Annotated in this window: 19 protein-coding genes; all 19 read left to right on the top strand. The window is 52.6% G+C overall.

All coding sequences use genetic code 11. From position 1 onward, the window contains the following. The first annotated feature begins 23 nt into the window (after window positions 1-23). Window positions 24-443, top strand: coding sequence for a DUF3846 domain-containing protein (locus LKE53_10970; protein ID MCH3973257.1), 420 nt, complete (start codon window positions 24-26; stop codon window positions 441-443). A gap of 91 nt (window positions 444-534) precedes the next feature. Then, window positions 535-1,026: a PcfB family protein gene (locus tag LKE53_10965; protein MCH3973256.1), complete on the top strand. Its 492-nt coding sequence runs from the start codon at window positions 535-537 to the stop codon at window positions 1,024-1,026. After that, a complete protein-coding gene (locus LKE53_10960) occupies window positions 1,023-2,777 on the top strand; it encodes a type IV secretory system conjugative DNA transfer family protein (GenBank protein ID MCH3973255.1) in 1,755 nt (584 codons plus the stop codon). Before LKE53_10965 ends, LKE53_10960 begins: the two co-directional genes overlap by 4 nt. A gap of 9 nt (window positions 2,778-2,786) precedes the next feature. Next, a complete protein-coding gene (locus LKE53_10955) occupies window positions 2,787-3,149 on the top strand; it encodes a hypothetical protein (GenBank protein ID MCH3973254.1) in 363 nt (120 codons plus the stop codon). 233 nt (window positions 3,150-3,382) lie between these two features. Then, complete coding sequence (locus LKE53_10950) at window positions 3,383-3,601, top strand: Maff2 family protein (GenBank protein MCH3973253.1); 219 nt, start codon at window positions 3,383-3,385, stop codon at window positions 3,599-3,601. Between the two features lie 83 nt (window positions 3,602-3,684). After that, window positions 3,685-4,554, top strand: coding sequence for a CD0415/CD1112 family protein (locus LKE53_10945; protein MCH3973252.1), 870 nt, complete (start codon window positions 3,685-3,687; stop codon window positions 4,552-4,554). 13 nt (window positions 4,555-4,567) lie between these two features. Next, a complete protein-coding gene (locus LKE53_10940; protein ID MCH3973251.1) occupies window positions 4,568-4,996 on the top strand; it encodes a PrgI family protein in 429 nt (142 codons plus the stop codon). Continuing rightward, window positions 4,920-7,319, top strand: a complete 2,400-nt coding sequence (locus LKE53_10935; GenBank protein ID MCH3973250.1) for an ATP-binding protein — start codon at window positions 4,920-4,922, stop codon at window positions 7,317-7,319. The genes LKE53_10940 and LKE53_10935 overlap by 77 nt, the downstream gene beginning before the upstream one ends. Window positions 7,320-7,321: 2 nt before the next feature. Then, window positions 7,322-8,167, top strand: coding sequence for a Bro-N domain-containing protein (locus LKE53_10930; protein MCH3973249.1), 846 nt, complete (start codon window positions 7,322-7,324; stop codon window positions 8,165-8,167). Between the two features lie 34 nt (window positions 8,168-8,201). After that, window positions 8,202-9,944, top strand: coding sequence for an NlpC/P60 family protein (locus tag LKE53_10925; GenBank protein MCH3973248.1), 1,743 nt, complete (start codon window positions 8,202-8,204; stop codon window positions 9,942-9,944). A gap of 11 nt (window positions 9,945-9,955) precedes the next feature. Then, window positions 9,956-10,213 (top strand): DUF4315 family protein, encoded by a 258-nt coding sequence (locus LKE53_10920; protein ID MCH3973247.1) that lies wholly within the window; start codon window positions 9,956-9,958, stop codon window positions 10,211-10,213. Beyond that, a complete protein-coding gene (locus tag LKE53_10915) occupies window positions 10,200-11,015 on the top strand; it encodes a DUF4366 domain-containing protein (GenBank protein ID MCH3973246.1) in 816 nt (271 codons plus the stop codon). Before LKE53_10920 ends, LKE53_10915 begins: the two co-directional genes overlap by 14 nt. 168 nt (window positions 11,016-11,183) lie before the next feature. Beyond that, entirely contained in the window at window positions 11,184-13,235 is a 2,052-nt protein-coding gene (locus tag LKE53_10910; protein ID MCH3973245.1) for a DNA topoisomerase 3, read from the top strand. After that, a complete protein-coding gene (locus LKE53_10905) occupies window positions 13,232-13,519 on the top strand; it encodes an immunoglobulin (GenBank protein ID MCH3973244.1) in 288 nt (95 codons plus the stop codon). Before LKE53_10910 ends, LKE53_10905 begins: the two co-directional genes overlap by 4 nt. A gap of 100 nt (window positions 13,520-13,619) precedes the next feature. Next, window positions 13,620-15,866 carry a YodL domain-containing protein gene (locus LKE53_10900; GenBank protein MCH3973243.1) on the top strand — a complete coding sequence of 749 codons (2,247 nt, stop codon included), beginning with the start codon at window positions 13,620-13,622 and terminating at the stop codon, window positions 15,864-15,866. 1 nt (window position 15,867) lies between these two features. After that, window positions 15,868-16,086: a transposon-transfer assisting family protein gene (locus tag LKE53_10895; protein MCH3973242.1), complete on the top strand. Its 219-nt coding sequence runs from the start codon at window positions 15,868-15,870 to the stop codon at window positions 16,084-16,086. Window positions 16,087-16,933: 847 nt separating this feature from the next. Further along, window positions 16,934-17,290, top strand: a complete 357-nt coding sequence (locus tag LKE53_10890; GenBank protein ID MCH3973241.1) for a TnpV protein — start codon at window positions 16,934-16,936, stop codon at window positions 17,288-17,290. A gap of 869 nt (window positions 17,291-18,159) precedes the next feature. After that, window positions 18,160-23,754, top strand: a complete 5,595-nt coding sequence (locus LKE53_10885; GenBank protein MCH3973240.1) for an SNF2-related protein — start codon at window positions 18,160-18,162, stop codon at window positions 23,752-23,754. After that, window positions 23,755-25,095 (top strand): DUF3849 domain-containing protein, encoded by a 1,341-nt coding sequence (locus LKE53_10880; GenBank protein ID MCH3973239.1) that lies wholly within the window; start codon window positions 23,755-23,757, stop codon window positions 25,093-25,095. It begins immediately after the preceding gene. Window position 25,096: the final 1 nt, after the last annotated feature.

The raw sequence follows: 25,096 nt of genomic DNA, 5'->3' as shown, positions 1-25,096 counted from the left end.
TTCCAGAGAGAGGAGAAATCAGCATGAATGGAAAAATTGATGTGGTGCTTGTGGAGCCCGGAAAACCGGCTGTCATGGCAGAGATCGGCAGTGACCTGGATTCGCTCCAACGGGCTGTCGGCGGCAGCATTGAGGCCGCCTATTTCTATGACGATCCGATTGCCATTGTCTGCAATGAGGACGGCAAAAATATCGGCCTTCCCATGAACCGGGCAGTTAAGGACGAAAACAGCGAAATTATGGACATCATCGTCGGAAAGTTCTTCATTTGCGGCTTGGGCGAGGATGATTTTGCCTCTATCCCAAAGGAGCTTCAAGACAAATATCTTGAGAAATTCCGTAAGCCGGAGGCGTTTTTAAAAATAGGTCATCGGGTGTTCGCGGTTCCCACAGAAACCATAAAGCCCGATCATCCCAAAGCGGCGGCCAAGGAGGAACGGTGATTTGAATAACAGACATTTGCTTTACAGGCTTGGCGTTCCACCTTAGTTATCAATCTGAATCCATCAAATTTTCTGGAAAGGAGGAGGCTCAATGCAGGAAGAAGTTGAATCAAAATCTATTACGCTGGCAATCAGCACCACAAAGCTGACGGCTCGCGTATTGAAAGAAGCCATGTCAAAATACCTCGCCTACCGCAAAGAAAAAAAGCGGGAGAAGCGCGTATCAGGCCCTGTGAAGCCAATGGGCAAGCAAACGGTCAAACAGCTTGTCGGGCAGAACCAGGGCGTAAGCAATATTGAGATCACCGACAGTAACATCAAAGCATTTGAGCGCGTGGCCAGAAAATATGGCGTCGATTATGCCGTGAAGAAAGATCACAGCGTTTCACCGCCGAAATACCTTGTTTTTTTCAAGGCCCGCGACACAGATGCCCTGACATCGGCCTTTACCGAGTTTACCGCGAAGCAGGTACAGCAGAAAAGCAAGCCATCCATCGTCGCACAAATTCGCAAGCTGGCTGATATTGTCCGCGCGAAATCGCAGGACAAGGTCAAGAACAAGGAAATGGGGCGGGAACTGTGAACGCGAAGAAGATCATTCTTCCAAACCTGCCCTATGCCTTCATTGCATTGTACGGCACCAAAATCGGGCAGGCGGTTCGTCTCGCTCCGGGCAATGACTTTTCTGCCAAAGCTTTGAACATCATGGAGGGCTTTTCGGCGGCTTTTCAGTCTACACTTCCGAGTTTCCACCCGGTTGACCTGCTGGTTGGCATTTGTATTGCCGCAGCTATGCGCCTTGCCGTCTATGTAAAGAGCAAAAACGCCAAAAAATTCCGGAAGAATATGGAGTACGGCACGGCGCGCTGGGGCACGCAGGAGGACATCAAGCCCTATGAAGACCCGGTATTCAAAAACAATGTGATTCTGACAGCCACGGAGCGTCTTACCATGAACAACCGTCCGAAGGACCCCAAAACGGCCCGGAATAAAAATGTCCTGGTCGTGGGCGGTTCCGGTTCCGGAAAGACAAGGTTTTGGCTCAAGCCAAATTTGATTCAGTGTTATTGTTCCTATGTTGTCACTGACCCGAAGGGCAGCGTGGTTGTGGAGTGTGGAACGCTGCTGCTCCGCGAGGGGTATCAGATCAAAATTCTGAACACCATCAACTTCAAAAAATCCATGCACTATAACCCTTTTGCTTACATTCACAGTGAAAAGGACATTTTGAAGCTCGTAACCACGCTGATTGCCAACACCAAAGGAGAAGGAAAATCCGGCGATGATTTTTGGGTCAAAGCCGAGACGTTACTTTACTGCGCACTAATTGGCTACATCCACTATGAAGCCCCGGTGGAGGAACAGAATTTTGCCACGCTGATCGAATTTATCAACGCTTCTGAGGTCCGGGAGGACGACGAGGAATTTGAAAATCCCGTTGACATTATGTTCAAAGAGCTGGAAAAGAAAACCCCAAACCACTTTGCCGTCAGGCAGTACAAGAAATATAAGCTGGCGGCGGGCAAGACCGCAAAATCCATTTTAATTTCCTGCGGCGCGCGTCTTGCGCCGTTTGACATTGCGGAGCTGCGGGAGGTCACGGCCTACGACGAATTGGAGCTGGACACGCTGGGCGACCGAAAAACGGCGCTGTTTCTTATCATGTCCGATACCGACGACACGTTCAACTTTCTCATCTCCATGTGCTACACGCAGCTTTTCAACCTACTCTGCGAAAAGGCGGACGACGTATACGGCGGACATCTGCCGGTTCACGTGCGGTGCCTGATCGACGAGTGCGCCAACATCGGCCAGATACCAAAGCTGGAAAAGCTCATGGCCACGATCCGAAGCCGCGAGATTTCCGCCTGCCTCGTTTTGCAGGCGCAATCCCAACTCAAGGCTCTGTATAAAGACAACGCCGACACGATCATCGGCAACTGCGACAGCTCGATTTTTCTCGGCGGCAAAGAACCGACGACTCTCAAAGAGCTGTCCGCGGCGCTGGGCAAGGAAACCATCGACACCTTCAACACCGGCGAAAGCCGGGGACGGGAAACCTCGCACAGCCTCAATTACCAGAAGCTCGGCAAGGAGCTGATGAGCCAGGATGAGCTTGCCGTTATGGACGGCGGCAAGTGTATTCTTCAGCTCCGGGGCGTCCGCCCATTTCTCTCGGACAAGTACGACATTACACGGCATCCCAACTACAAATATCTGTCCGACGCGGACCCGCGCAACGCTTTCGATATTGAAAAATATCTGCGAGCGCGGCTGAAAACAAAACCGGATGACGTATATGAGACGTTTGAAGTAGACGCCTCGGAAAATTAAGGAGGTACTATGGGAAGATTCGCTTTTATCGGCGATGAATATCTGAATACAGATCATATTCTGAGCATCACCATTCAGGAATCGGATAACACCATGTATATCGAGCTGGACAATGGCCGGACGATCACAAGACCGGCTGAATACCAGCTCGATATTTTTGGCGATCTGGATATTGTCCGTGTCATTCCCGTGAGAGAGTGTTTTGCAGAAATTTGCAGCGGCAACAGCGCCGTGAGCAAAATTCCTGTGAACCTGCTTGCCGTTACCGCGAATGGAGAGCTGAGGCCGCTTGATACGCGCAGCTCTCCTTTTGATTTTATGGATTACATCCCTGGCTTTCATGGGCTGATCTGGCCTGAAAGCAGCAATTAACCGATCATGGCCGCGCGAAAGGACGGCCATATCAAATATATGACACATCCGTAAAGGAGAGACAACCGACAATGAAACACATCAACACTGCGAATGGCAAAGCCGGTATGAATCATTTTATCTCAAAATTTGAAAGGAGATTGCCGGAATCGGGAGCCGCGTCTGCGGTTTCATTCCGGCTTTGCTGTCCGTAAACACAAATCTTCATCCCATATATTCCGGCAAAATAAATTATGGAATTTTTTACTTCGGCTATCGGCGTTCTTCAGACCCTCGTTATCGCACTTGGCGGCGGCCTCTGCATCTGGGGCGGCATCAACCTGCTGGAAGGCTACGGCAACGACAACCCCGGCGCAAAGTCCCAGGGCATCAAGCAGCTGATGGCTGGCGGCGGCGTCGCTCTGATCGGCCTCGTCCTTGTTCCCATGCTGTCCAACCTGCTCCACACCTGATTTCACTCACGCCTGACACACAAATCTGATCCCATCCCGGCCTCTCGACACAGAGGGGCCGGGAGAAAGGAGGGAAACAAAACTTGGATATTATCAAACAGGCCATTACAGACTGGCTGCGGCAGATTCTCGTCGGCGGTATTATCAGTAATCTTACTGGCCTTTTCGATACTGTGAATCAGAGGGTCGGGGAAATCAGCGGTCAGGTCGGCACGACGCCACAGGCGTGGAACGGCAGTATCTATTCGATGATTCGGAACCTGTCGGACACGGTGATTATGCCAATCGCTGGCGTGATTCTCGCGTTTGTCATGACCATAGAACTCATCCAGCTCATTACGGAAAAGAACAATATGCACGATGTCGATACATGGATGTTCTTCAAGTGGATTTTCAAAACTTTTTGCGCCGTAACGATTGTGTCGAATACATGGAATATCGTGATGGGCGTGTTTGACCTCGGCCAGCGTGTAGTCAACCGTGCAGGCGGCGTCATCGTAGCCAACACATCTATCGACATTACTTCCGTTGTAACGGACCTTGAAGCTCGGCTGAACGCTATGGACATTGGCCCGCTGTTTGGGCTGTGGTTCCAGAGCCTCTTTGTCGGCATTACCATGTGGGTGCTCACGATCTGCATATTTGTCATTGTCTATGGCCGAATGATCGAGATTTATCTTGTCACGTCAATCGCGCCGATCCCGATGGCCACCATGTTGAACCGAGAGTGGGGACAGATGGGCCAAAACTATCTGCGATCCCTATTCGCGCTGGCATTTCAGGCATTCCTGATTATTGTCTGCGTGGCAATTTATGCCGTCCTGATTCAGAACATTGCGGTTGACACGGATGTGAGCAAGGCGATCTGGACATGCATGGGCTATACCGTACTGCTGGCCTTTACGTTGTTCAAGACCGGCTCCGTTTCCAAGAGTATCTTTAACGCGCACTGATGGAGGTGATGAAATGGCATACGTTCCCGTACCAAAAGACCTGACCGCCGTGAAAACAAAGGTCATGCTCAACCTTACCAAAAGACAACTGATCTGCTTTGGGAGCGGCATCCTTGTGGGAGTGCCGCTTTTCTTTTTAATCCGAAGCAAGGTAAGCGTGAGTGCGGCGTCCATCAGCATGATTCTTGTGATGGTGCCGTTCTTTTTACTTGCCATGTACGAAAAAAACGGGCTGCCGCTGGAGAAGATCCTCCGCAACATTTTCCGGGTCTACTTCCTGCGCCCCAAACGAAGGCCGTATGAAACAAACAATTTCTATGCCGTGTTGGAACGGCAGGAAAAACTTGACGAGGAGGTAAAACAGATTGTCCAAAAAGCTAACACGCGCGGACAGAAAAGCAATCGAGGCAGCAATCGCAAAGGCGAAGCGGCAGGGCGATAAGAAAAAGCTGTCAGCGCAAGACAGTATTCCCTTCCAGCGGATGTACGCGGACGGCATCTGCCGCGTTACGGATCATTTCTATTCAAAAACCATTCAGTTTCAGGACATCAACTATCAGCTCAGTCAGCCGGAGGACCAGACCGCCGTGTTTGACGGCTGGTGCGATTTCCTGAATTATTTTGACCCGTCCGTCCGGTGTCAGATTACCTGCTTTGACGCGACGGCCTCTAAGGAGAGCTTCAGCCAGAATGTTGCCATCGCGCCAAAGGGCGATGATTTTGACGACATTCGGCGTGAGTACACCGAGATGCTTCAGAATCAGCAGGCCAAGGGGAACAATGGTTTGGTAAAAACCAAATATCTCACCTTTGGTATTGAAGCGGACACCGCAAAGCTGGCAAAGCCACGTCTGGAGCGCATTGAAACTGACATCCTGAATAACTTCAAGCAGCTCGGCGTTGCTGCTGAAACGCTGAATGGATATGAGCGTCTGCACCTGCTCTATGATATGTTCCACACAGGCGAACAGGCACCATTCCGGTTTTCGTGGGATTGGCTGGTGCCTTCCGGCCTGTCCGTCAAGGACTTCATTGCCCCATCTTCCTTTGAGTTTGCAAAAGGCAACATGTTTGGGATGGGCAAGAAGGTCGGTGCTGTCTCTTTCCTTCAGATTCTCGCACCGGAGATGAACGACCGCGTGATCAAGGAATTCCTTGATATGGAATCCAGCCTGATTCTTACGATGCACTTCCGCACTGTCGATCAGATGAAGGCCATCAAGACCATCAAGCGCAAAATCACCGACCTCGACAAAATGAAGATAGAGGAACAGAAGAAGGCCGTCCGCAGTGGTTACGATATGGACATTATCCCGTCGGACCTTGCCACCTACGGCACTGAGGCCAAAAAACTGCTTCAGGACCTGCAGAGCCATAACGAGCGAATGTTTCTCATCACCTTCCTGCTCCTCAACACCGCCGATACCAAACAGCAGCTCGACAACATTCTCCTGCAGGCCAGCTCCATCGCGCAGCAGCACAACTGCCTGCTGACCCGCCTCGATTTTCGACAGGAAGAAGGGCTGATGAGCAGCCTGCCGCTGGCCTGCAATCAGGTGGAAATTGAGCGCGGGCTTACCACCTCAAGCACAGCGATCTTTGTGCCGTTTACAACGCAGGAGCTTTTCCAGTTGGGCAAAGAAGCCCTCTATTGCGGTCTGAACGCTCTCTCCAATAACCTCATTATGGTGGACCGCAAGCTCCTGAAAAATCCGAATGGCCTGATTCTCGGTACGCCGGGCAGCGGCAAGTCCTTCTCCGCCAAGCGTGAGATTGCCAATGTGTTCCTTGTCACAGATGATGACATCATTATCTGTGATCCTGAAGCTGAATATGGGCCCCTTGTAAAGCGGCTCCACGGTCAGGTAATCAATATTTCGCCGGTGTCCAATGACCATATCAACCCCATGGACCTGAACCTGAACTATTCCGACGATGAAAACCCGCTGAGCCTGAAATCTGATTTTATCCTCAGCCTTTGCGAGCTGATCGTCGGCGGCAAGGACGGCTTGCAGCCGGTGGAGAAAACGATCATCGACCGCTGCGTCCGCATGGTGTATCGCAATTATCTCAATGACCCGCGACCGGAAAACATGCCGGTACTGGAGGACCTGTATAACGAGCTTCGTCAGCAGGACGAAAAGGAAGCCCAGTACATCGCCACGGCGCTGGAAATCTACGTCACCGGTTCGCTCAATGTGTTCAACCACAGGACCAACGTCAATGTAAACAACCGTGTTATCAGCTATGAAATCAAGGAACTCGGAAAGCAGCTCAAAAAGATCGGTATGCTGATTGTTCAGGATCAGGTTTGGAACCGTGTCACTATCAATAGGGAAGCCTGCAAATCCACACGTTACTATATCGACGAAATGCACCTTCTGCTGAAGGAGGAGCAGACGGCGGCCTACACTGTGGAAATCTGGAAGCGTTTTAGAAAGTGGGGCGGGATTCCCACCGGGATCACCCAAAACGTCAAGGACCTGCTTTCTTCCCGCGAGGTGGAAAATATCTTTGAAAACTCCGATTACGTCTATATGCTCAATCAGGCGTCCGGTGACCGGCAGATTCTCGCCAAGCAGCTCAACATCTCTACGCACCAGCTTTCGTATGTGACGAAATCGGCGGAGGGTGAAGGGCTGCTTTTTTATGGCAGTGTCATTCTTCCCTTTGTTGACCGGTTCCCCAAGGAGACGCAGCTCTATCACATCATGACAACCAAACCGAATGAAGTTTCGGAAATAACTGAAAAGAAAGAAGGCTAAAAATGATGGAAAATTTGATTATTTGCGAAAGCGAACGTTTTGGCAACATCCGCGTATTGGTGGAAAACGGAACACCTCTGCTTTGCGGTTCGGATGTAACCGCGATTCTTGGTTATCAGAACTCGCGGAAAGCTCTGGCACGAATCAACGCCACCCGTCAGAAGCGTCCCTTGCCCACTGACGGTGGGATTCAGTATATGACGGTACTGAATACTCCTGATTTTCTTCGGCTGATCACTCGATGCCACACCCCGGAGGCAAGGGCGTTTGAGAGCTGGGCAAAGAAGGAACTTCTGCCTGCTCTTGAATTCTTTGCCTATATGGCAGAGGACGAGAGCGAGGATTGCAGTACCGAAAAGAAAAGCGCCACGGCTTGTAATAGGCCGCTGGCAAAAGAGGAAAAGGAGCATTTTGCAATGGATGACGAAACCATGTTTATGATTCACGGGGAAGATTATCTCCGTCATATCAACGATAAGGTCGGGATGTACCTTCTGGTGAAGGAGCTGACGAAGTCGATTTCTGATCTACCTGATTGCCCGGCCAATCACGGCACGCGGCATTTTTCCAAAATTGTTGACGCCGTTGCCGAAAACGCCTTCAAGAACTGGGACATTCCTGAAAGCTATGCGACCAGTTCTGACACCGGTATGCTTTATGATCTGATGGATGCTGAGCTGTTCACACCCGATGAGGCCGGTTATGAGCTGGCAGACGATATGCGGGAGGACACTGAGCCTGATGAATCAGATGAGGAGGATCGTTTTGACGATTGTCTGAGCCGTCTGCTCAAGATAATCGATGCGGAACTGAAAAAGGTCCCTTCCGGCGATGATATGGAGGATTGAATGTCCTGCTCATGCAGACTGGAGGTGATTATTCATGAGCAAAAGGACACCGCGTCTGCTGTTTACGGAGGATGAGTTGAAGCCGCCGGTGGTTGAAAAGGCTGCAGGTAAGGCTGCCAGCGCTTCTGATCGGCTGGATAAGGTGGAAAATAGAATCCCCAAAAAGCAGGTTCGTCGGCGTACCGTTGATCCCAATACGGGCAGGGTCACGGTGCGCCTTTCCTTTGAGGAAAAGAAACCGCCGTCCAAGCTGGTGCATGCAGTAAGAGCAGCGCCTTTGAATGCGGCGGCGATAGAAGCTCACCGCGAAGTTCACTCTGTCGAAGATGATAATGTCGGCGTTGAGAGCGTCCACAAAGCAGAATGTACGGTTGAGGCCGGTACTCGCGCCGGTGTTTCAGCGCATCGACACCGAAAAATGAAGCCATATCGGGATGCGGCAAAAACAGAAAGGCGTTCTGACCGCGCCAATCTGGACGCGTTGAAAAAGGATGCTGAGCAGCAGAATCCGCAGCTTTCCAGCAATCCCTACTCCCGCTGGCAGCAGAAACAGGCAATCAAAAAGGAATATGCGGCGGCGAAGGCTGGCAGCGGTGCTGCAAATACGACCGTAAGTGCTTCGGAAATCACCGGTAAGGCGGCAAAAGAAGCTGCGGACAAAACCCAGAAAGCCGGGGAATTCATTGCAAAACACAAGAAGGGCTTTCTCATACTTGGCGTGGCTGCCTTGGTTCTCGTGATTCTCCTGAACAGCGCGTCATCCTTTTCTGTACTGCTGCAGGGCGGTCTGAGCAGCGTCAGCATTTCCACCTATCCCAGCGCTGACAGCGATATGCTTGCCGCTGAATCGTCTTATGCCTCCTTGGAAGCAGCTCTGAAGGATGAACTTGACCATTATCAGGCGCGGCATCCAGGCTATGACGAATACCGATTTGACCTCGACATGATTGAGCATGACCCGTATGTGCTCATATCCATGCTCACGGCAGTTAAGGGCGGTGAATGGAAAGCGAGCGACGTGCAAAGCCTGCTTCAGACGATTTTCGACCGCCAGTATTCGTTGACGCAGACGGTGACGGTGGAGGTGCGATACCGGACAGAAACCCGCACAGGAACACGGACGGTCACCGATCCTGACACTGGCGAAGAATCCACGGTGGATTACGATTATGATGTTCAGGTTCCCTACAACTACTATATCTGCAACGTAAAACTGGACAACTTCGATCTGTCTCATCTGCCGGTGTATATGATGTCCGAAGATCAGCTTTCCCTCTATTCCGTTTATATGGCGACGCTTGGCAATCGGCCTGATTTGTTCCCCGGCTCCGGCTATGTAACGCGCTACGCACCTGGGCAGTATGAGGATTATGATATTCCGCCGGAAGCTATGCAGGACGCGACCTTTGCGGCCATGATCACGGAAGCGGAAAAATATCTCGGATACCCCTATGTGTGGGGAGGCAGTTCGCCGAGTACCTCTTTTGATTGTTCCGGCTTTGTCAGCTGGGTTATCAATCACAGCGGCTGGAACGTGGGGCGGCTCGGAGCACAGGGGCTTTACAATATCTGTACGCCGGTGTCACCGGCGAATGCCAAACCCGGTGATCTGATCTTCTTCCAGCACACCTATGACACCAGCGGTGCATCGCACGTTGGAATCTACGTCGGAAACAATATGATGATTCACTGCGGCGATCCCATTCACTATTCCAACATCACAGAAAGCTACTGGCAGCAGCATTTTCTTGGCTTTGGCCGACTGCCCAAACCATAAGGAGGATAAAAATGATTGCAAAAATCGTAAAACTGAAAACGGAACGGGAGAAAAACCGCGACAAAATTTCCGAGCTTCAGGCGCGGAACAAAGAGCTTGACGGCGAAATCACAGAGCTTGAAAACACGGACATCGTTGGTATGGTTCGTGAGCTTGGCCTGACCCCGGAATCTCTGGGTCAACTGCTCAAGAACCTCAAAAAATGCCCTGCCGAAACCTTCCAGCACATTACTGAAAAAACGGAGGATAAATCTGATGAAGAAAACTAAACTGCGTCTCGCAGCAACCCTGTTTGCCGTCATGCTGAGTGTGACGGCATTTTCTATGCCTGCTTTTGCCTATTCGCAGGAGCCGGTGACGGATGGAACTCCGGCTGAAACGTCCACGCCGGAAACCAGCACAGCCTCTACGGATGCGACGGCGGGCAAGGACGGCAGCTCAACGGCCGCCCTTACGCCGAATGGCAATCTTTCCCTTGTGGATGACGTGGAAACTTCGGATTCCAGCAACAAGCAGTTTATCACGCTCCAGTCCAAGAACGGGAATTACTTTTATCTGGTGATTGACCGCAGCGGGGATAAGCAGAACGTGTATTTTCTGAACCTTGTCGATGAAGCCGACCTCATGGCGCTGATCGACGACAAGGACGCGTCCAAGGATACCGTAAAAAGCTGTACCTGTGACACAAAGTGTACTGCTGGAAATGTGGATACAACCTGCCCGGTGTGCAAAGATGATATGACCAAATGCACCGGCAAGGAAAAAACGGTGGAAACGACCACTACGCCTGCAGAAGCTGCATCCAGTTCCACAACGGAAAAGCCCAATTCATCCAATAAAACCAGCTCAATTTTTATGGTGGCAACGTGTCTGCTTGTTCTCGCGGGCGGCGGCATCGTGTATTTCCTGAAATTCCGTAAAGAAAAGCCCAAAACAAAGGGCAGCACCGATCTCGATGATTATGATTACGGCGACGAGGAAGATGAGCCGGAGGAACAGGATGACGCGGAGGAATCCGACGATGCGTCTGCGCCTGATACCGATGCCGAAAAAGAGGATGATTCGGAATGAGGTATTTCACCGACAGTCCCTTTGAACGAATGATGATGCAGATTCCGCGTTCGCGGTCTGCATATGAACAGCCGGAGCCGGATTGCTCCGGCTGTTCTCTTACCCCGCTGTCATGCGGAAAAGACTGCGGTCAGCATAACCAACACGCAAAAAAGGAGAAAATCGAAGATGAAGCTCGTAATCGCTGAAAAGCCCTCTGTGGCTCAATCTATTGCCGCGGTACTCGGCGCATCCAAACGCTGCGACGGCTATCTTGAAGGAAATGACTACCTTGTTTCCTGGTGCTTCGGGCATCTTGCAGAGCTGACGGCCCCGGAAAACTATGACCCAAAATTTACGAAGTGGCGCTATGACGATCTGCCGATAGTCCCGGAAAATTGGCAGTATGCCGTTGCGTCGGATAAAGAGAAGCAGATGCACATGCTGTCAGCGCTTATGCTTCGCTCTGATGTTACCGAAGTGATCGACGCCTGCGATGCCGGGCGCGAAGGCGAATTGATTTTCAGAACGGTCTACTATCTGGCTGGCTGCACAAAAACAATGAAAAGGCTTTGGATTTCCTCAATGGAGGATTCCGCCATCCGCGACGGCTTTGCCAATTTGAAACCCGGCAGTGCGTATGATGGCCTTTATGAATCCGCGCTCTGCCGTTCCAAGGCAGACTGGCTCGTTGGAATCAACGCCACGCGGCTGTTTTCGGTTTTATACCACCGCCCGCTGAATGTTGGACGCGTTATGTCTCCGACGCTGGCTCTTTTGGTTCAGCGTGAGAGCGAAATTGATGCTTTCAAGCCTGAGCCGTTTTTCACGGTCAATCTGAGCGGCGGCGGTTTGGATGCCGTTTCTGAAAAGTACAAGGAAAAAGCGAAAGCGGATTCCGTCGCTGCTGCCTGCAAGGGACATCCTGTCACAGTCAAAAGCGTGGAGCGCAAGGAAAAATCTGAAAAGGCTCCGGCACTCTATGACCTGACCACGCTCCAGCGTGATGCCAACCGTATTCTCGGATATACCGCGCAGCAGTCGCTGGACTATCTCCAGAGCCTATATGAGAAAAAGCTCTGCTCCTATCCGCGCACAGACAGCCGCTTCCTGACCGATGATATGCTGTCATCGGTCAATTCTTTTGTTGGCGTCGCGGCAACGGTCAGCGGCCTGTCGAAACCTGATCTGGTCCTGGCAGAACAAGTCTGCAATAGCAAAAAGGTTAGTGACCATCACGCCGTCATCCCTACCATGAGCGCAGCGAAAGCGGACGTTTCCGTCCTACCTGCCGGGGAACGCGCCATCCTTCAGCTTGTAGCCAGACGGCTTGTATGTGCCGTGTGTCCTCCCTACAAATATGAGGAAACCATCATTATACTGGCCTGCGGTGAGAATACGTTCACCGCGAAAGGCAAAAACGTATTGGCTTTAGGCTGGCGTGCTTTTGCGGAGCAGGAAAAAGAAAACAAATCTCTGCCGGATGTTGCGGAAAGCCAGAATATACCCGTGTCTGACGCCGAAGTAAAAGAAGGCCAGACAACACCGCCCAAGCACTATACGGAGGATACGCTGCTTTCCGCGATGGAAGTCGCGGGTGCCAAAGAAATGCCGGAGAATGCAGAGCGCAAGGGCCTCGGAACCCCTGCCACGCGCGCCGCGATTCTTGAAAAGCTGGTAAACGGTGGCTTCATTGAGCGCAGAAAAAGCAAAAAAGCGGTCAATCTTATTCCTTCTCACACAGGCATTTCGCTGGTAACGGTTCTGCCGGAAGAACTGCAGTCTCCGCTTTTGATGGCAGAGTGGGAAAACAAGCTCAAAGAAATTGAGCGCGGCGAATTGACGGCAGATGATTTTCTGGATGGCATCACTGCGATGATACGGGAGTTGGTCAAGACCTATAAGGCTGTCAAGGGCGCGGAGGTTCTTTTTCCGTCCGGTCGTGAGGTTGTTGGAAAATGTCCCCGCTGCGGCGGCAACGTGACAGAAAGCAAGAAAGGATTTTTCTGCGAAACATCGGATTGCCGATTCGGTCTGTGGCGCGACAACAAATTTTTCGCCGCAAAGCGTGCTTCCCTGACAAAAAAGACTGCCGCTGCACTTTTGAAAGATGGTGCCGTAAAAATGTCCGGCCTGTATTCTGAGAAAACCGGCAAAACCTATGACGCGACGGTTGTCATGGAGGATAACGGTGAGAATGTCCGCTTCCGCTGTGAATTCGGGAAAGGAGGCAAGTCGTGAAACTCACGCCGTATGAGATGGAGACGATCATCAATTACAATCAAGAAGATGACACGGCGAGCGTCTACACCTATGACCAGAAGCTCAAAGACAAATTGATGGAACTTTCCGCACGGTTCCCGGATAAATTTAAGCAGGTCCAAAAAAGCAGAACCGGTCCGGCCAGCTATCTTGTTCCAAAGAACTGCGTCACCATCCGCGTACCGTTCAGTGATGAACGCCGAAAAGCAGCAAGCGAACGGGCCAAAGCAGCCGGATATAAGCCGCCCATCAGGAACAAATAACCTGTTCCCCGATTGAAACAATGCTCCCGCACAGGTTTAGCCGTCCTGCGCGGGAGCTGCTTCCTTTTGGGATATTTAACCCTGGAAAGGAGATAAAATTATGCCTGAAAAGACTACGGCCAAAGACCGGCTGAAGGAAATCACCGAGAGCATCGAAACCGGCATCCAGGAACTATTCCAGTCCGACAAGTACGCTGAGTACCTGCGCACCATGAGCCGATTCCACAAGTACAGCGTCAACAACACCATGCTCATCTATATGCAAAAGCCCAACGCAACGCTGGTCGCGGGCTTCAACAAGTGGCACGATCAGTTTTCCCGCAATGTCATGAAGGGCGAAAAAGGCATCAAGATCATTGCACCGACGCCATTCAAAAAGAAAATCGAGGAAGCAAAGCTCGACCCGGACACGAAAGCGCCGCTGCTGGACGCGGACGGTAACGCTATCATGGAGGAAAAAGAGGTCAAAATCCCCATGTATAAGGTCGTGTCCGTCTTTGATGTGAGCCAGACGGACGGAAAGCCCCTGCCGGTGCTTGCTTCGGATTTGCAGGGCAACGTCCAGAATTATGAGGTTTTCATGGAGGCGCTGAAACGCTCCGCGCCGGTGCCGCTGGCTTTTGAGCAGATGGCGGCAAACATGGACGGCTATTTTTCCTCGGACGAACAGCGCATCGCCATCCGTGAGGGCATGAGCGAGGTGCAGACGGTTGCCGCCGCTGTCCATGAGATCGCGCACTCTAAGCTCCACAACGAGAAGCTGCCGGAGATCAAGGAGCAATGGAAGCTCGTCATGGTGTCGGACGGCGGCACCAAGCATGACTTTTACGGCGGCTTTGACACCCGCGAGGACGCAGAGGCCGAAGCTGAAAAGAACGGCTGGCAGCATGTCGATGAAAACGGCTTTGCATGGAATCTGGAGGTTGCGGAGGATACCTATACCGCCGATTTCGTAAAGAAAAGCCGCAACACGGAAGAAGTCGAGGCCGAGAGCGTTTCCTTTGCCGTCTGCGCCTACTACGGTATTGCCACCGGCGAGAACAGCTTCGGCTACATCGCCACCTGGTCAAAGGACAAGAAGCTGCCTGAACTGCGTGCCAGCTTGGAAACCATCAACAAAACCGCGTCCGGCCTGATTTCGGACATTGACCGGAACTATTCCGCGATCTGCAAGGAACGAGGCATCGACCAGAGTAAAGAGGCTGAAAAGCAGCCAGGCATTGATGAATGGAGCGAGCCTGCCTCGCCGCAGAACGCACCTGAGCAACCCAGTATTCCGAGTGATGATGTCAGCGCCTACCTCCCGGATGGACCTTCATCCGAATCGGTTGTGGCTGCGCCGAAGGATTTCACGGAACCTGTAAACACTTCAGCTTCATATAAAGTTGATAAACCAACACAGGAACGCGGGGTTGAGCAGCCGCTTGCCGAAACCGCCCCATACAATGGTTACATGCCTGACCCCGCGATGACGGTGGAAGCTATGAACGCATTTGGCTACACGGATGACGACATGCTGCCGCTTTCCAAAGAACGGGCAATAGAGCTTTTTGAACGTGATATTCCCGTGTATATGCTTTTTGAGGGCAATGGAGCAGGCATGGCCTTTGAACCAGAAGATATTCAGATGCACACTGGCATATTCGGTGTCAGCCGTGAAGATTGGGAATCTGTGCGAGAGACGATGCCTCCCGCAAAGACGGAAACAGAGCCGGAACGAGATCAGCAGTTCACAGAAGGGCCGGACAGTACTTTCGCCATTTATCAGCTTCGGCGCGATCAGGGGCTGGTAGATTACCGATTTGCCAGCCTGGCAGAGCTTCAGCATGACCGGCTTTCGGTTGACCGTCAGAATTATGAGCTGGTCTATACCGCACCGCTCACGCCCGGACAATCGCAGGAAGAAACGCTCGACAAGCTCTATGAGCAATTCAACCTCAATCATCCCGTAGATTTTACCGGCCACTCGCTCTCCGTAAGCGACATCGTTGCGCTGAGGCAGAACGGTGAGGTATCCTGTCATTACGTTGATTCCTTTGGCTTTTCGGAGCTGCCGTCTTTTCTCAAGCCCGAAAACTACCTCAAAAATGCGGAAATGTCGATGGAGGACGATTACGATTCCATCGACGGCATCATCAACAACGGTCCCAGGCAGTCTACCGTCGCGGAGTTGGAGCAGCAGGCTAAGACCGGCGAGCCGATCTCGCTCATGGATTTGGCAGCAGCCGCGCACCGGGAGGAACAGCAGGAAAAGAAGAAATCCGTGCTGGAGCAGCTCAAAGGCAGCGACACCAAAGAACCTCCTGCAAAAACGGCGCTTAAAAAAAGCGCGGAAAGAGAGATTTGACATGAATGATTTCACCCAGGATGAATTGACCCTGATGAGCATTTACAACGGTTCGGGAACCAGACAAGGATTGATCGACGAGATGACGGCCATGCGCGCCTATCTCGATGCGGATGAAGCAGAGCTTCGCACGCTCACGGATTCCGCAATCAAAAAGCTCGGCGCGATTACCGACAAGGAATATGCTGCATTGGAGCTTATACCAGATTTTGAAGAATAACAACTACTTTGAGAGAGCAGCCTTTTGTGGGCTGCTCTTTCCTTTTTACCTTAGCAAGAAGGAGGAAAGATATTTATGCCGACCAAAGCAGAAATGTACGCACAGATGGCCAACAGCGTGGCTACGCGGCTTACCGGAAGCTGGCAGGACTGGGCAGCCTTTTTAACGACTGCCGCGAGGTTATACAAGTACCCGTATCAGGAGCAGCTCATGATCTATGCCCAGCGGCCGGAGGCAACGGCCTGTGCGGAATATGACCTGTGGAATGACAAAATGGGCCGATATGTAAAGCGCGGTTCACAGGGCATTGCGCTTTTGGATGATTCCGGCGACCGGCCCCGCCTGCGGTATGTCTTTGACATTTCAGACACCGGAACACGCCCCAATTCCCGCAATCTGACCCTATGGTCTATGGAACAGGAGCATCACGAGTTGGTGTCCGCCATGCTGGAAAACCGGTATGGCATTGCCGACCAGAGCCTGCCGCAGCAGATTGCAAATATTGCCGGAGTGCTCGCAAATCGGTATTGGAACGATAACCGCGATGACATTCTCCGCATCGTTGACGGCTCTTTTCTTGAGGAGTACGATGAACTCAACATAGCGATGCAGTTCCGTTCAGCCGCCGCAATCAGCATCACCTACGCGATTATGTCCCGCTGCGGACTGGAGCCGGAACAATATTTTGGCTATGAGGACTTCATGTCGATTTTCGACTTTAGCACCCCGGAAACCATAGCTTCCCTTGGCACAGCTGTCAGCCAATCCTGCCAGGAGGTGCTTCGGCAGATCGGAATTACCATTCAAAACGCGGAGCGCGAGAAAATCGCGGAAAGGAGCCAGAACCATGAGCAACAGCCTGACATACACGAAGAACGGGGATTATCTGATTCCCGACCTGAAGCTGAGCAGCCAGCCGGAAACACCTCTGGGCAAGTACGGGAGGATGCGCAGGAACTACCTGAAGGAGCACCGTCCCGTGATTTACAGCCAAATGCTTCTCTCGGAGAAACTGTACCCGCATCTGCTGGAAACCGAGCAGACAGCACAGAACCGCTTGGAGCAGATGATGCCGGAGCTGGCGAAGGCGGCGGGCGCGACGGAGGCGCTGAAGGCGTCCGACCCGATGAAATGGGTGGGCCTGATGAACAACTGCAAGGAGCAGGCGGAAGAAATGATCCTGAAGGAAATAGTGTTCAGCTAAGCCTTTTCCCCACGGAGCAGGCACAGATCAAGCACATTTATGCAGCGGAGAGCGTGAAAGCGCCCTCCGCTTTTTCTATCTCACAGGCGGATATTGACACCGAACTTCGACGCGGCTCCGGTTTTGAAAACGGAAAGCTCCGCATTTATGCCATGTATCAGCACGGCGCGGATGCAAAAGACGCTGCGGCTTTCCTGAAAAGCGAATATGGCACCGGAGGCCACAGCGCAGAATTTCTGGACGGCTCCCACGGCTTTGTGGACTATCGCCCCAGCGATGGAATCACTTTTGACACCTATCAGGAACACGCAAAAACAGTTGTAAAGTGGGCTGCAGTAGAAAAACGGCTCCGTGAGCTGATTCGGGAAGGTACTTATCTTTCCGAGGGCGAGAAGGCAGAATACGCGGCGTTGGAGCAGCAATATGCCGGTTTTGGCGGCATTCCGATGCCTGCACCCGCGGCCGCGTTCCCGGCCCCTGAGCAGGCTGCGGCAGCAGAAAACCGTGCCCTTGAAGAATACGCTGATAATAACGAACGGTTTGCTGTTATCGAGAGCGAGAACGGCTATGCCGTTTGGGATGAGCTGCATAATGCTTACTATGTGGACGATGACGGCATCAGCGAAGAATTCACCAGCGAATGGCAGGCCAACGATTATCTGTATCAGGTGCGTGAAGTTGTTGCGCAGAAGAAAATTCTTGAGGCCGCTGGCGCAAAGGAAACAGAGGAACCTTCACTGCTGCAGTCTGCTCCTGAAAGAGAACAGGCAATGCCGAAACCGCTTCGTGCTGTTTCAGACGCCGAAATTGACGCTGCCCTTCAACGCTGGAACGGTAATCTGAAAAGCAAGCAGCACACCAACAGCTATATGCTTACCCATGCCCGTGACAAGGAAACCGCCGCATGGCTGCAAAATGAGTTTGGCGGCGGCAAGACGTCCTTCACCGTAGCCATTGAGGGTGCAGAACCGGTAGAGCTTTCCTGGACAAAGGCGCAGCGCCGAATTGCCCGGATGGTCAAAGAGGATACCTTTTACACGCAGGAAGAACATGACAATCTGGATGACGTCGACCCGGACGATCTGCGGGGCCGTCTGGCGCAGGCCGGTATCGTAAACGGTGAAGTGGTAGACCCGGCTGCACTGAGCCAGAATCCTTTCATCCAGCAGGTTGTGGCGGATGCCGAGAATGTGACACAGGCAGAAGATGAGCCCGCCCAAGTATTTCCGTTTTCCGTAGGTGACACGGTTTATTTGGAGAACGGCAAGCCGTTTATTATTACGCAGGTCAGGGATTCTTCCATTCAGCTCCGCGATCCCACGCTGCGCTATCCGATCTTCCGCGCAGAAAGCAGCGAGAGTTTTTCGCGTCTCATGGAGCGTTACCCACAGCCTGGGAAACCAGCGCCAGCGGCACAAGTCCCAGCCCAACCGGAAATGACCGCTGAAACTGTCGCGGTCTACCCAGCAGACGAAAACAATATGCCCTATGACATTGTGGTGGAACAGTTGCACACAGAACCGGAGCATACCTCGCCGGAGATTGTCCCGCAGTCTGAAAACTTCCGCATTACCGACGACAATCTTGGCGTCGGAGGACCAAAGGCCAAGTATCAGGCAAACATTGCAGCAATCCGAACACTGCACTCGGTCGAGCAGGAAAACCGGCCCGCCACATCGGAAGAACAGAAAGTTCTTTCCCGTTATGTCGGTTGGGGCGGCATTCCTGATGCTTTCGATGAAACCAAAACGTCATGGTCAGCTGAATATAAAGAGCTGCAATCACTGCTGACCCCGGAAGAATACGCTTCGGCCCGTTCCTCAACCCTGAACGCGCATTACACCAGTCCCACCGTTATCAAGGCTATCTATGAAGCAGTCGGCAATATGGGCTTCAAAGCCGGGAACATTCTGGAACCGGCGATGGGCGTTGGCAATTTCTTCGGCCTTCTGCCGGAGGCAATGAAAAGCAGCAATCTTTACGGCGTTGAGCTGGACAGCATCACAGGGCGCATCGCAAAACAGCTTTATCCGCAGGCCAACATCACCGTGGCTGGCTTTGAAACCACCGACCGGCGTGACTTCTTTGACCTCGCCATCGGCAATGTGCCGTTCGGACAATATCAGGTAAACGACCGGGCTTACAACAAGCTCGGCTTTTCGATTCATGACTACTTTTTCGCAAAATCTCTCGACCAGGTGCGTCCTGGCGGCGTGGTGGCTTTCGTCACTTCCCGCTACACGATGGATAAGCAGTCTCCGGAAGTCCGCAAGTACATCGCACAGCGGGCGGAGCTGCTGGGAGCCATCCGGCTTCCCAACAACGCTTTCCGCGCCAACGCAGGAACGGATGTTGTCTCCGACATTATCTTTCTCCAAAAGCGTGACCGCCCCATCGACATTGAGCCGGACTGGGTGCATCTGGGGCAGAACAACGACGGCTTTGGCATAAACAGCTATTTCATCGACCACCCGGAAATGATTCTCGGACGGCAGACCTCCGAAAGCACCCAGTACGGCAAGCAGGATTTCACCGTGGAGCCGATTGAAGGGCTGAGCCTTGCGGATCAGCTCCATGACGCCGTGCAGTCTATCGGCGGCAAATACACAGAAGCAGAGCTTCCGGAGCTGGGCGAAGATGAGCCAATCGACACCTCCATTCCGGCAGACCCCAGCGTCAAAAACTATTCTTACACCGTAGTGGACGGCAGCGTCTACTACCGCGAAAATTCCCGCATGGTGCGTCCGGAACTGAACGCCACCGCACAGGAACGCGTTAAGGGCATGGTAGAACTGCGGGACTGCGTTCACCGCCTAATCGACCTTCAGATGGATGAGAGCGACCCGCTTTCCATCATCGGGGAGCAGCACAAGCTCAACCGGCTTTACGACGAGTTCTCCACAAAATATGGTCTTATCAATGACCGCGCCAACCGGCTTGCCTTTTCGGACGATTCGTCCTACTACCTTCTGTGTTCTCTGGAAGTGCTGGACGATGACGGCAGGCTGGAACGCAAGGCGGATATGTTCACCAAGCGCACCATCAAGCAGCATACCGCCGTTTCCACAGTAGATACTGCCAGCGAAGCGCTTGCTGTTTCTATCGCGGAACACGCCAAAGTAGATCTGCTCTATATGGAGCAGCTCACCGGCAAAAATGAGGATGAAATTATATCCGATCTCACCGGCGTGATTTTCCATGACCCCATACGCAACAACTGGCAGACCAGCGACGAATATCTGTCTGGAAATGTGCGGCAGAAACTGCGGGAGGCCAAACGTGCTGCCGATAAGGACCCGGCATACCGGATCAATGTGGAGGCGTTGGAAAAGGCGCAACCCAAGGATTTGGACGCCTCTGAAATTGAAGTCCGTCTTGGCGCTACGTGGATCGACAAGCAGTATATCCAGCAATTCATGGAGGAAACCTTCAACCCGCCCTTTTATCTTCGCAGAAACATTCAGGTACACTACTCCTCCTATACAGCCGAGTGGAACATCAGCGGCAAGAGCAATGTCGGTTACGGCAATGTGGCGGCCACTGTCACCTACGGCACCGACCGGGCAAATGCCTACCGCATCCTCGAAGATTCTCTGAATCTGCGCGATGTCCGCATTTACGACACCGTGGAGGACCCGGACGGCAAGGAACGGCGCGTTCTCAACGCCAAAGAAACCACACTCGCCGCCCAAAAGCAGCAGGCAATCCGGGATGCTTTCAAAGATTGGATTTGGCAGGACACGGAACGCCGTCAGGCACTGGTGCGGCAGTATAACGAGGAAATGAACAGCACCCGCCCCCGCGAATACGACGGAAGCCATATCACGTTTGCCGGTATGAACCCGGAAATCCAACTCCGCGACCATCAGAAAAACGCCGTCGCTCATGTGCTTTACGGTGGTAATACACTGCTGGCACACGAAGTTGGCGCAGGCAAGACTTTTGAAATGGTGGCGGCCTGTATGGAATCCAAACGCCTCGGTTTGTCGCAGAAAAGCATTTTCGTGGTGCCGAACCATCTGACAGAGCAATGGGCATCAGAGTTTCTGCGGCTCTACCACTCCGCAAACCTCCTTGTTACCACCAAAAAAGATTTTGAAACCCACAATCGCAAGAAGTTCTGCGCCCGCATCGCTACCGGCGACTACGACGCCATTATCATCGGCCACTCGCAGTTTGAGAAAATTCCCATCAGCCCTGAGCGTCAGGAACGGCTCCTTCAAGAGCAGATCGACGAGATCACGGACGGTATAGACGAAGTGCAGAGCAGCGGCGGAGAACGGTTTACGGTTAAGCAGTTGGAGCGCACCCGCAAAGGGCTGGAAGCACGGCTGGAAAAGCTGCAGGCGGATTCTCGGAAAGACAATGTTGTGACCTTTGAGCAGCTCGGCTGCGACCGCATGTTCGTGGATGAATCAGACAATTTTAAGAACCTTTTTCTCTATACCAAAATGCGTAATGTGGCCGGGCTTTCCACCACAGATGCGCAGAAGTCCAGTGATATGTTCTCCAAGTGCCGGTATCTTGACGAGCTGACCGGCAATCGCGGCACAGTGTTCGCCACAGGCACGCCGATCTCAAACAGCATGACCGAGATGTATACTATCCAGCGATATTTACAGTACGACCGGCTGAAGGAACTCGGTATGAGCCATTTTGACTGCTGGGCCTCACGCTTTGGCGAAACGGTCACGGCGCTGGAGCTTGCCCCGGAAGGCACCGGCTATCGGGCGCGTACACGGTTTGCAAAGTTTTTCAATCTGCCGGAGCTTATGAATATGTTCAAGGAAGTTGCCGACATCAAGACAGCCGATCAGCTCCATTTGCCTACACCGGAGGTTGAGTATCACACCTATGCCTCCAAGCCTACGGAACACCAACAGGAAATGGTGCAGGCGCTGTCAGAGCGCGCCGCAGTGGTACACAGCGGCGCGGTTGACCCATCCGTTGACAATATGCTCAAGATTACCTCCGATGGGCGAAAGCTCGGCCTCGACCAGCGTATTCTCAATGATATGCTGCCGGATGAACCGGGAACAAAAGTAAACCAGTGTGTGGACAACATCGTTCAGTTCTGGAAAGATGGCGAGGCCGACAAGCTGACCCAACTCGTTTTTTGCGATATTTCCACGCCCAGGGCGGCGACTTCGGTGAACCGTGCAGCCAAGACGGCGGGAGGTAATCTGGACAGCCCGGAAATCCACGCTTTGGAAACCGATATTGAACTGCCTGACCCCGAACCAGCGTTTACAGTCTATACCGACATTCGGCAAAAACTCATCGAGAAAGGGATTCCCGCCGAACAGGTAGCATTTATTCATGATGCCAACACGGACGTTCAGAAGAAAGAGCTATTCGGGAAAGTTCGCAGCGGGCAGGTGCGTGTTCTGATCGGCAGCACCGCCAAAATGGGCGCGGGCACCAACGTCCAGGATCGTCTGATTGCCAGCCATGATTTGGACTGCCCGTGGAGGCCGCGAGATCTGATTCAGCGCAAAGGCCGCATTGAGCGTCAAGGAAACCACAACAAAAAAGTTCATGTCTGCCGATATGTCACTGAAGGCACGTTTGACGCCTATCTGTGGCAGACTGTCGAAAACAAGCAAAAATTTATCGCACAGATCATGACTTCAAAATCACCGGTGCGTTCCTGTGAGGATGTGGATGAAACGGCGCTGTCGTTCGCGGAGATCAAGGCGCTGTGCGCCGGTGATCCACGCATCAAAGAGCGTATGGATTTGGATGTTGAGGTCAGCAAGCTCAAAATCATGAAAGCCGACCACCAGAGCAAGCAGTACCGCATGGAGGATAATCTGCTCGAATACTTCCCGGAGCAGATCGAACAGAACAAAGGCTTCATCAAAGGGTTAGAGGCCGATATGGCAACTCTGGCGGCGCATCCCCACCCGGAAGACGGTTTTGCTGGGATGGAGGTGCGGGGAGATCATCTGATTGACAAGGAAAACGCTGGCGCTGCACTGATGGATGCCTGCAAGGAGGTCAAGGGCCATGACCCCGTGGAAGTGGGCAGCTATCGCGGATTTAAGATGCAGCTTGCATTTGATGCCTTTCAGAATGTCTATGTACTCACGCTCAAGGGCGAAATGACCCATCGCGTGGAACTGGGCAAGGACCCGCGCGGCAATCTCATCCGCATCGACAATGCGCTCGCGCAAATGCCGCAGAGACTTGCAAGCGTAAAAGCACAGCTTGAAAACCTGTTTCAGCAGCAGGCAGCAGCCAAAGCCGAGGTCGGCAAACCGTTTCCGCAGGAAGCGGAGCTACGGGAGAAAACCGCGCGGCTCGTTGAACTGGATTCCATTCTGAACATGGACGGTCACTCACGGGAGCCGGAACAGGTTCTCGCAAAAAGTGACCGTCCTTCTGTTTTGGATGGGTTAAAACGCACCCTTCCTGCTGCTGGCACAGAGAAAAAGCAAAAATCTCATGAGGAGGTATTATAAATGTCTATTGTTGTTGGCACCGCATCCTATTCCAATGGGGAACAGCAGTTTTTTACTGATCCCAAGGAGTTTATCAAAACCGTCCATGAGGAGCTGCCGGACCGCGGCTCCTCCGGTTTTATGTTCAAGGTTATGGCCGCTGACCCGGAAACGCGCAAGGCCATTGATGATATTGTCATCGGTGAGTTCGGAGACACGAATGAGCATGAAATCGCTTATTACCAAAGCAGCGACGCCGAGCATCAGGAAAAGGCGCTGGAAGGTTTGAACACGGCGCTGTATGAGAAAATGTATGCGGAGCAGGAGACGTATCGTTCATGGCTTCTCTCGCAGCCGCCGGAGGAAATTCTGAAGCGCACTTATGAATATACGGTGCGCGAAGATATTCTCCTGTCGCTGGAATACAACGATCTCAGCATGGAGCAGGCGTCCGCGCTGCTGGTTTCCAAAGCTCCGCTGGATGATGTGTTTCAGGATTTTGAAAAGATTGAAACCGACCACATGGCGATTGTCCAGGCCTGTGTTTCCTCAAGAGCGGATTCGCTTCTCCAGCAGGAGAAGGAACGGCAGCTTGCTATCCTGAATATGCCCGTGTATCGCTATCCGGCGTCCTATGCTCATGAGCATGGAGAACTGGAACAGTACAGAGCTTCCCACAAAACCAATATTGCCTGCCGGGATGCCGTAGACACGGCGATTGCAGACAATTACCGGAACAATGCTCTTGGACATGGCGCTGTCAAGCAGGTGGTCGATCAGTACGGTTATGACCGTACTCTTTTTGTGCTGTCCAACACGGTGCGCTGCAAAGATTGGGACGGCCGTATTTCCGACGACAACAAAAGATGGGCAATGACGGTCCCGGTCTATGAGGATAAGGATGCCTGGGGCGATGATCGTAATCGTGAGTTTGTTGTCGATAGAGCGCATCCCGGCCTTGTAGATTTGTTCACGACGCAGGCGAGGCATGATTTCCTGCTGACCCAGCCGCTGACGAAAGAAGATGTGCAGCATGAGGCAACACAGATTCTGGCAAAGCTGCAGGAACCGATGAAGCCGAACAGCCCCAACGGCACACATTTCATGGCGCAGATTTCACCCGATTTTGCCGCGCGTGCAACGTCAAAGCACATGGACAGGCTCATGGACATGCTGCCGTTCCAGAGTATCGGCTTTACCGGCCTTGATGGTCGCAAGGGGCTGTTTGCCACGATCACTGCGGATGAGGACAGATTTCATCCTCTGCGCCAGCACAAGCCTTCGGTGCGGGATAAGCTGCAGGCTGCGCCTGCCGTCGCAAAGCCGACGCCCGTGGTAAAGAGCAAGGAGCTGGAGCGATAAG

The sequence above is a fragment of the Oscillospiraceae bacterium genome (genome assembly GCA_022483045.1).
In the GTDB taxonomy this organism is placed as follows: domain Bacteria; phylum Bacillota; class Clostridia; order Oscillospirales; family Acutalibacteraceae; genus Caproicibacterium.
The sequence above is the reverse complement of the archived record's forward strand: the minus strand, read 5'-3'. Positions and strand labels throughout refer to the sequence as shown.

What these genes read in the sequence shown, in the direction of transcription:
- LKE53_10970 (MCH3973257.1), top strand. Translation starts at nt 24, where the DNA reads ATGAATGGAAAAATTGATGTGGTGCTTGTGGAGCCCGGAAAACCGGCT.
- LKE53_10965 (MCH3973256.1), top strand. Translation starts at nt 535, where the DNA reads ATGCAGGAAGAAGTTGAATCAAAATCTATTACGCTGGCAATCAGCACC.
- LKE53_10955 (MCH3973254.1), top strand. Translation starts at nt 2,787, where the DNA reads ATGGGAAGATTCGCTTTTATCGGCGATGAATATCTGAATACAGATCAT.
- LKE53_10950 (MCH3973253.1), top strand. Translation starts at nt 3,383, where the DNA reads ATGGAATTTTTTACTTCGGCTATCGGCGTTCTTCAGACCCTCGTTATC.
- LKE53_10940 (MCH3973251.1), top strand. Translation starts at nt 4,568, where the DNA reads ATGGCATACGTTCCCGTACCAAAAGACCTGACCGCCGTGAAAACAAAG.
- LKE53_10930 (MCH3973249.1), top strand. Translation starts at nt 7,322, where the DNA reads ATGATGGAAAATTTGATTATTTGCGAAAGCGAACGTTTTGGCAACATC.
- LKE53_10925 (MCH3973248.1), top strand. Translation starts at nt 8,202, where the DNA reads ATGAGCAAAAGGACACCGCGTCTGCTGTTTACGGAGGATGAGTTGAAG.
- LKE53_10920 (MCH3973247.1), top strand. Translation starts at nt 9,956, where the DNA reads ATGATTGCAAAAATCGTAAAACTGAAAACGGAACGGGAGAAAAACCGC.
- LKE53_10915 (MCH3973246.1), top strand. Translation starts at nt 10,200, where the DNA reads ATGAAGAAAACTAAACTGCGTCTCGCAGCAACCCTGTTTGCCGTCATG.
- LKE53_10910 (MCH3973245.1), top strand. Translation starts at nt 11,184, where the DNA reads ATGAAGCTCGTAATCGCTGAAAAGCCCTCTGTGGCTCAATCTATTGCC.
- LKE53_10900 (MCH3973243.1), top strand. Translation starts at nt 13,620, where the DNA reads ATGCCTGAAAAGACTACGGCCAAAGACCGGCTGAAGGAAATCACCGAG.
- LKE53_10895 (MCH3973242.1), top strand. Translation starts at nt 15,868, where the DNA reads ATGAATGATTTCACCCAGGATGAATTGACCCTGATGAGCATTTACAAC.
- LKE53_10890 (MCH3973241.1), top strand. Translation starts at nt 16,934, where the DNA reads ATGAGCAACAGCCTGACATACACGAAGAACGGGGATTATCTGATTCCC.
- LKE53_10885 (MCH3973240.1), top strand. Translation starts at nt 18,160, where the DNA reads ATGCTTACCCATGCCCGTGACAAGGAAACCGCCGCATGGCTGCAAAAT.
- LKE53_10880 (MCH3973239.1), top strand. Translation starts at nt 23,755, where the DNA reads ATGTCTATTGTTGTTGGCACCGCATCCTATTCCAATGGGGAACAGCAG.